The 5,021-nt window shown below is 36.8% G+C and carries 5 protein-coding genes; all 5 read right to left on the bottom strand.

The window, feature by feature from the left end:
* A partial coding sequence (locus tag WD019_RS21365) for a hypothetical protein (protein ID WP_425712770.1) occupies positions 1-310 on the bottom strand: 310 nt, incomplete at its 3' end.
* A 147-nt stretch (positions 311-457) separates the two neighbouring features.
* On the bottom strand, positions 458-1,480 hold the full coding sequence (locus WD019_RS21360; protein ID WP_425712769.1) for an ABC transporter permease: 1,023 nt from the start codon (positions 1,478-1,480) through the stop codon (positions 458-460).
* Positions 1,480-2,346, bottom strand: coding sequence for an ABC transporter permease subunit (locus WD019_RS21355; RefSeq protein WP_425712768.1), 867 nt, complete (start codon positions 2,344-2,346; stop codon positions 1,480-1,482). Before WD019_RS21355 ends, WD019_RS21360 begins: the two co-directional genes overlap by 1 nt.
* A 478-nt stretch (positions 2,347-2,824) precedes the next feature.
* Positions 2,825-4,495, bottom strand: coding sequence for an arginine--tRNA ligase (argS, locus tag WD019_RS21350; RefSeq protein WP_425712767.1), 1,671 nt, complete (start codon positions 4,493-4,495; stop codon positions 2,825-2,827).
* Positions 4,492-4,938, bottom strand: a complete 447-nt coding sequence (locus WD019_RS21345) for a DUF1934 domain-containing protein (protein ID WP_425712766.1) — start codon at positions 4,936-4,938, stop codon at positions 4,492-4,494. The genes argS and WD019_RS21345 overlap by 4 nt, the downstream gene beginning before the upstream one ends.
* Positions 4,939-5,021 lie beyond the last annotated feature (83 nt).

The following is a 5,021-nucleotide window of genomic DNA, read 5'->3' as shown; positions in this document are numbered from 1 at the left end:
TATCTAATATATTTTTATTGACAAGATAATGTTGAGGAAAGCTTATTGGTCGGATTAGATCTTCGAAAATTTTCAAACTACCCTTTAAATTAGTTAGTTTTTTAAAAATTCCTATTGCTAGACAAAGCCATGGAATTAAAAAAACACTCATTTTACTTGAAACCTCCCTTTTATAATTAGAGCTAAGAGATGGTAGCCTCTTAGCTCTAATTTTTTTAACAGCAACCTCTATAAACCTTTGCTCCGCTCGGTAAAATTTCCCAAGTTGTGCTATAATTTGGATTATCTCTGCATTTTGTTTTACTATCACATACTAAAGTGCTCATTGGTGTAACCGTTTTCAAACCAAACAATCTTTCGAAAATTTTCACTCTTATCACCTCCTTGTTTTTCCCTATTATAGCATACTTTGTATTTCCGTCAACAATTATATTGAAAAATTAGAATTTTTTGTCCTCTATTCTATGCTAACAAAATCTTTTTTTTCAATAGGGTTAGTCATTACATTCTTTGTGGGCTTTTCAATATTCAAATAGCTACTTGAGGGATTTTTTGATAATGCTTGGGTAAATCCTTCTAAAGTAAGTTTGGCAGCTATAATAATCAATGTAAAGAAACAAATGGGAATGAAGGGTATCCATGGATATGATGTCCATAAAAAACTCCACCAGCTTCCGATTAACCCGGACCATTCGTTAGAAATGGATACGATAATTTTTCTCTGGAATAAATCTTCACCCGGTTGACCTCCACCAACCATAATTCCTAAAAGTCCAAGATGGGCTATTAAAAGCATAACTTGAATAAATTCACGTAAAAATACGATGAATAATTGGGGCAATAAGAACGGTCGAATATGAGTTTTCACAATATGAAATTTGTTAGCCCCTAAAACGATTGCACTTTCAATAAATTCATTCTTTATAATGTTTCTCGTTTCGTTTGAAATAAGTAATGCAGTAGAAGGAATAGCAACAACGATTAATACCATTAAATTGATCATAATCCGTATCCAAAGGGGGTAAGTAAATTTATCATGAAATAGGAAATCATAAAACAATATATATTGCAGAAGATAATATGTAAAAATGGTAGCCGGGAAAAAATTACTTGACTCCACAATGGCAGTTGCAAATTTGGTCCATTTTGAAAAGTAAAAGCTAAAGAAAACTCCGATTATAGTGGAAAAGAACAGGCGAAAAAAGGCTACTAAAAATCCTGTTCCAATTGTATACTTAGCACCTACTAACATAACAAAAAAAATATCTCTACCTTGGTTATCTGTTCCCAATGGAGGATGTTGTTTTGGAGTTAGAACTCCTTTTAACAGTTTCCCTTGTTTATCATACATAATATTTATTCCTGGTTGAGGAATATGATCATTAAAGATAATTTTATAAAAAATACTTAGAAAAAATAGAAGCATAATGATTAAAGAACCTATAATAAAGGACGGGCTCTTTATAAGATTTTTGGCCACTATAACAGTACCTCCTGTCCAGTAGTTTTTTCAATTATTAATCTAATAATAGATAACAGTATAACAATAGGTATATAAAATAAAATCAAACTGGTGCAAATAATGCAAATATTGGGGTTTTGGAAAATGAAATTAAATAATCCATAAATATTAAATAACCGTTCAAATATAATTAAATTTGAAAGCATTACCCAAATGATCGATTTTGAATGATTTGCTACACTAATAGCAATATTTCTGAGAACATGAATACATAGAATATACAACAACCGAAAACCTTTGCTTCTACCAAATTCAGTATAAGGTTTATTAAACTCTTCCTCCATTAACAAGATTATTATTCGATAAAACATAATTGTAGGTAATATAGTTAGCGTAAGAATTGGTAAAAAATAAGCCCGTTCAAAAGCTCCCGCAACAGGGAAAAGAAGTAAACCTGTTTTTTTATATATCCAAATTACAATAAACTGAATAATGATGATGATGAAAATATCCGGTAATGACTCCAAAAGAGATGCTAAATAAACGATTTTTCTAACTACTTTTTTTGATAAGAAAAACGTTGCAATTGATATTAAAGAGCTTATAATCAAAGATAACAAGAATGAACTAATAAATATAATGATTGAATAAAGATAAAAACTCCAAATTCCCGGAAAAAGCTTTATTTTTGTTCCTATATAATTAACCTCTAATTCTTGTCCTGGGTTATTAAGGTATTTTATAATTTCTATAAAATTTTCGATAAATAGGGAGAATTTTAAATGGACTCCATCAATAAACAAACCTAAAAAAGCTGAGATTAAGACAATTCCAAAAACAGTAAAAATCATTCGAGAAAAAATATTCATAAAGGTTCTCGTCATATAATACCCTCGCCCTTCAATAATTCTTTACAACAAATATTCTACATTTTTTTGGAAATCCCTCTATGATTGTGAAATTTTCTCTGGCGTAATGTATTATATTTCCATGTCACCTATCTTATTATACTTAGCTCACTCGCCATCTCAACTAAGAAAGACGACTATCTAAAAGGAGCGACCTCTTTCTCAATAACATGTTTGTTCACATAAGAATTATTGACTACTTTTATAAAAAAACTCCTTTCTTATTGCAGAAAGGAGTAAAAGCCTTGCACCCGCTCAGGTTGCGTAACACCGATGATGTTTCATTCCCCGCTTTCATCATTTTCCAGAATATTTGAAGTAAAAAAGTAACCTAACTCCTAACACTGGCCGGTACAGGGTGGGTTACTTTTTGTTTGCTTTTAAAAGAAATGCAGGTGGATAAAAACAAATCGTTTTTACCCACCTGCTTTATTTTGACTGACTCCAAAAGTTACTACATCCGCTCGGGTGCCGTAACACCGATGATCTTCAAGGCATTTTCGATGGTGATTTGCGTTGCTTTCATTAATGCATAGCGGGCCGCTGATTTTTCTTTGTTGCTTTCATCCAGTACGCGTTCAGCGTTGTAAAAGCTGTGCAGGGCGGACGCCACTTCAAAGACATAGTTCGTAATGCGGTGGGTCAACAGCTTCTCCGCCGCTTCATTGATGACCGCTGGGAATTCCCCGAGCTTCTTTAACAACTCAAACTCTTTTTCTGTTGAAATGTGGGATAAATCCAGTTCCCCATCATAAGAAAGGCCCATTTCCTGTCCCTGGCGAAGCATGCTGCACACCCGCGCATGCGCATATTGCACGTAGAAGACCGGGTTTTCATTGGATTTGGATACAGCTAAGTCCATGTCAAAATCAAGATGAGTGTCGGAGCTTCTCATCGCAAAGAAGTAACGGGTTGCGTCAATTCCGACTTCCTCCATCAAGTCTTTTAACGTTACCGCCTTACCTGTACGTTTGCTCATCTTCACTTTTTCGCCATTTTGGAATAGAGAAACGAACTGGATAATCACTACTTCAAGCTGCTCGCGGTCATGGCCAAGCGCTTCAATCGCCGCTTTCATTCGCGGAATATAGCCGTGGTGATCCGCGCCCCAGACGTTGATCAACTTTTCAAAGCCGCGCTCCAGTTTATCTTTATGGTAGGCGATATCCGGTGTCAAATACGTATACGAACCATCATTTTTAATCAATACGCGGTCTTTGTCATCCCCGAAATCGGTTGTGCGGAACCAGGTTGCCCCGTCTTTTTCGTAAATGACACCTTTTTCTTTCAATTTTTCAAGAGCGGTATCAATTTTTCCTGTTTCATAGAGAGATCTTTCAGAGTACCAGACATCAAATGGAACTCTAAATTCATCCAAAACCTTCTTGATCTTCTCAAGTTCCCGTTTTAGCCCGTATTCACGGAAAAACTCAAACCGTTCCTTTTCATCCTTCCTGGTAAGCTTATCGCCGTATTCGGCAGCGAGCTCTTTTCCGAACTCGATAATATCCTCGCCGTAATAACCGTCTGCCGGCATTTCTTTTTCGATTCCGAGCGCCTGAAGATAGCGTGCTTCAATTGAGTACGCCAAATTGTTGATTTGATTTCCGGCATCATTAATGTAATATTCCCTGGAAACGTCAAAGCCCGCTTTATTAAGGATGTTAGAAAGCGTATCGCCGACTGCCGCCCCGCGGGCATGGCCGAGGTGTAAGTTTCCTGTCGGATTGGCCGATACGAACTCGACTTGCACCTTTTTGCCCTGTCCAAGGTTCGTTTCGCCATAATGTTCGCCCGCTTTTAAAATGGTCGGGATCAAATCCGTCAAATACGAATTGTCCATATAAAAATTAATGAAACCTGGTCCGGCAATTTCAATTTTCCCAATCGACGCCTTTGTTTTATCAAAATGCTTTACAATCTCATCAGCGATCATTCTCGGCGCCTTTTTTGCAATGCGGGCAAGCTGCATCGCCATATTTGTCGCATAATCTCCATGTGCTTTATCCTTCGGCACTTCTAACACAACTTCCGGAAGCTGCTCTCTTTCGGCAAGCCCGGCCTTTAAAACAGCCTCTTCAATTTCTTTTTTTAACTGGATTTTCATTTGATCTACGATGTTCATGTTTCATCAACCTCCTTAAAATAAATTTTTATCGTGTGATTTCCTGCCTTTTCGCCTTGCAAAACGAGCGCATATTCAAGAAGTAGCTCACCGTGCCCTTCCTGCCGGTTCCAGCGAAATTCCATCGCTTTCGTCGTCGTTTCCATCCTCAATTGGCCAAATGGGCTGTCATACATCCCTTGCGTCGTTTGCCCGATTAAAAATTTTTGGCGCATCCCTACGCTTCCGTTGCGAATGACGACAATGCCTGTATGATTCATCTTAATGACGTTGTTGACCGATCCAACTTCTTCGATCTCTTCTATATATTTTAAATAAGTGGAATCGCCTTTTTTATAGAGCATCCCGTCTGCCGTTCCGGAATGCGCTTCTTTCATTCCATCATGGCGGATTTCCGTTTCAATTGACAGTTTGACCGAAATTCCCGTTTCTTTTTCAGCCATTTCGGACACATCCTTTTTCATTTACATAACCTTTTTATTATAAAAGAAAGAAACTGCGCTTATCAAGTCGATGCATTTTTTCT

The organism is Fictibacillus sp. Mic-4, assembly GCF_049843615.1.
GTDB classification, from domain to species: domain Bacteria; phylum Bacillota; class Bacilli; order Bacillales; family Fictibacillaceae; genus Fictibacillus_A; species Fictibacillus_A gelatini.
The sequence above is the reverse complement of the archived record's forward strand: the minus strand, read 5'-3'. Positions and strand labels throughout refer to the sequence as shown.